Source organism: Arenimonas aestuarii (genome assembly GCF_054781715.1).
The window spans coordinates 1-2,802 of record NZ_BAAGTW010000002.1 but is presented as its reverse complement, the minus strand read 5'-3'; the positions used below and the strand labels follow the sequence as shown (position 1 = coordinate 2,802).

The following is a 2,802-nucleotide window of genomic DNA, read 5'->3' as shown; positions in this document are numbered from 1 at the left end:
CGCGATAGCGGCAGTATTTGGGATGTTCTTTGGCTAGGGACGCCTAACCAATCATTCAAGCTGACGCCGGACCGTCTATCCCGGTAGACCGACTGTCGCGGCCGGCGCAGCTTAACTCAAGGTGTTAGGCATCACATGGCAGTATTTCGCTACCTGCTTTTGGTAATCGCTTGCTCCGCCAGCTCCGCTTGCACCGTCGCCAGTGGCGGGCAGGGCAGCATTTCCAGTATCGCAACTACCCGCCCGTGCCGGCCAGTTGAGGTCACAGTGTCTGGTTTCCTGCATCCGAGCCGTCACGGTGCTCTAATCAGCGATAGCCCGGCAATTGGCGGTATAGGACTTGCTATCGATTCCATTCAGTCGCACGCGTCCAAAAATGAACGCCTGCTCTCTTACGTGAGTCGTCCAGAGGAATACACGAGCAACTCGCTCAAAGCTGTGTTCGTCGGCGCTACCTCGTGCAACGAGCGCGGCGTTCCTGTCTTGACTCTGCATAAGGTAGAGCGGATCGAGGTATCGCCGGTTGGTGAGGGCGAGTGATGCCCAACTGTTCATTCAAGCCGACGCCTTCGGCGCGGCTTAACTCAAGGCGTTAGGCATTGGATGGAGATCAACTTGAACTGGACTGCGCTCTCTGCCCTCGTTGTCGCCCTGTTCCTTGCCCGTTTCGCTACCGGTGTGATCGAAGGCATTCTTTTTCCGGCTGGTAGCCTCGGCCAGTTGATGGGGCTGAGTCTATTGTTTGTGCTTTGTCTTGCTGTGTTCGCTATCTTCGCGTTCCAGCAGCAGCGTCGACCCTTGCTCAATGCTGCTGTAGCACTTGGCGTTAGTATCGCTATGGGCCTGGCATTGGCCGTGATGTATGGCTCGCGCATTCAATCCTTCCCCTGGTCAGTTGTCGCAGTCCAGTGGACGGTTATGGCTATCTCTATGGTTGTTGGCGTATCTGTGGGGAGCGTTGTTAGGCGCATGTCCCGTAGCTCTGCCAATGCCTAACTAATCATTCAAGCCGACGTGCCTCCGGCACGCGGCTTAACTCAAGGTGTTAGCCGGCATGAAGATACTTGTTACGTTCCTACTCCTTGCGTGCACTATGTCGGCGTCTGGCGCAGAACTCGCGTTCACCGTAATTCGCGGGAGCGACGGTACGCCACCCGGACTCTACGAAGGCCTAGACAATGTCGAATCGAGCTGGAGTGAAGACGGAAAACTTTTGCTTCAGACGTGGAGTATAGAAAGCGCTACAGATCGAGTAGTCGACTCGTCTGCCGTTCTCCACGGCGTCGCAGATGGGACGATTCATATCTCATACGGTTCCTTCACAAGACCATTAGGAGCAAATGAGGTACCGGCTGCGTGTTCAGACTTCGCAATGTTGCAGTTCGAGATATCAGGCTTGGACAGAGCCGACTACGAGTTCATCCTTGAGCGACGTACAGTCGTCAATCGGGCTTCCGTATCGGCTAACTAACCATTCAAGCCGACGTGCCTCCGGCACGCGGCTTAACTCAGGCGTTAGACATGGAAGAGATCACGCACGCATTCGGATGGCTCCATTGGTTTATCGAGTGGTTTAACGTCTTAATAGCAATCGCTGGGGTCGTAATTGCCTTCCGCGGTTATAAAGTCGCTGGACTCCTGATCGCTCTTGGCTCAGTTATGCACGCAATCGGTTACTACAAGACGATGGCGGGTGACTCGGGGGGAGAACTGGAGCAACTCGACTGGCTGCTCATTAGCTTCATGTATCCGGGGATGCTGTTACACGCGGTCGGAATCTTCTACCTCGCAATTTCGCTTAGGCATCGCGCCTAACTAATCATTCAAGCCGACGCCTTTGGCGCGGCTTAACTCAAGGCGTTAGGCCCCTGATGACATCTCGCGATGTTCTGTGGAAAAGGACCGTCCAAAGCCTAGTGGGTGGGCTGGCCCTGGCAACTCTCATCCTCCTAGGATTGTCCGCGCTGCCTGAGAATTTCTCTCGGCTAATCTGGTTGCCAATCGCTTGCCTGGGCTTTGCAATCCCGTACTCAATGCTGGTGGCGCGCATCGCATGCCTTGAGTGCAAGTTTCCGCTCTTTAGGTATGGCGTCTTTCGAATTAAGCTCGGCAGCATCAAGCACCGTATAAACTACTGCCCTCATTGCGGCGCCAACCTGGACGCGGACAGGGGGCCTAACCAATCATTCAAGCCGACGCCTTCGGCGCGGCTTAACTCAAGGCGTTAGGCATTGGATGGAGATCAACTTGAACTGGACTGCGCTCTCTGCCCTCGTTGTCGCCCTGTTCCTTGCCCGTTTCGCTACCGGTGTGATCGAAGGCATTCTTTTTCCGGCTGGTAGCCTCGGCCAGTTGATGGGGCTGAGTCTATTGTTTGTGCTTTGTCTTGCTGTGTTCGCTATCTTCGCGTTCCAGCAGCATCGTCGACCCTTGCTCAATGCTGCTGTAGCACTTGGCGTTAGTATCGCTATGGGCCTGGCATTGGCCGTGATGTATGGGTCGCGCATTCAATCCTTCCCCTGGTCAGTTGTCGCAGTCCAGTGGACGGTTATGGCTATCTCTATGGTTGTTGGCGTATCTGTGGGGAGCGTCGTTAGGCGCATGTCCCGTAGCTCTGCCAATGCCTAACTAATCATTCAAGCCGACGTGCCTCCGGCACGCGGCTTAACTCAAGGTGTTAGGCCGCAAATGAATGAACGCAGCATCTCAAGCAAAGTGCTCCTAACTGAAACGCTTCGCCTACTTACGCAGTTCTTCTGGCTTGTTGCACTGCTGTGTATCGCGCATGTCGTCGTTTACTTC

3 protein-coding genes are annotated in these 2,802 nt (G+C 54.8%); all 3 read left to right on the top strand.

Features of this window, described 5'->3' with window-relative positions; genetic code table 11:
* The first annotated feature begins 615 nt into the window (after positions 1-615).
* The 3 genes from ACYVJH_RS00665 (at position 616) to ACYVJH_RS00655 (ending at position 2,628) form a co-directional block, all read left to right on the top strand.
* Positions 616-996, top strand: a complete 381-nt coding sequence (locus ACYVJH_RS00665; RefSeq protein ID WP_460452758.1) for a hypothetical protein — start codon at positions 616-618, stop codon at positions 994-996.
* A 525-nt stretch (positions 997-1,521) separates the two neighbouring features.
* A complete protein-coding gene (locus ACYVJH_RS00660; protein WP_460452757.1) occupies positions 1,522-1,815 on the top strand; it encodes a hypothetical protein in 294 nt (97 codons plus the stop codon).
* Positions 1,816-2,247: 432 nt separating this feature from the next.
* A complete protein-coding gene (locus ACYVJH_RS00655) occupies positions 2,248-2,628 on the top strand; it encodes a hypothetical protein (RefSeq protein ID WP_460452756.1) in 381 nt (126 codons plus the stop codon).
* Positions 2,629-2,802: the final 174 nt, after the last annotated feature.

Coding starts and splice junctions, on each gene's coding strand:
- ACYVJH_RS00660 (WP_460452757.1), top strand. CDS start 1,522: ATGGAAGAGATCACGCACGCATTCGGATGGCTCCATTGGTTTATCGAG.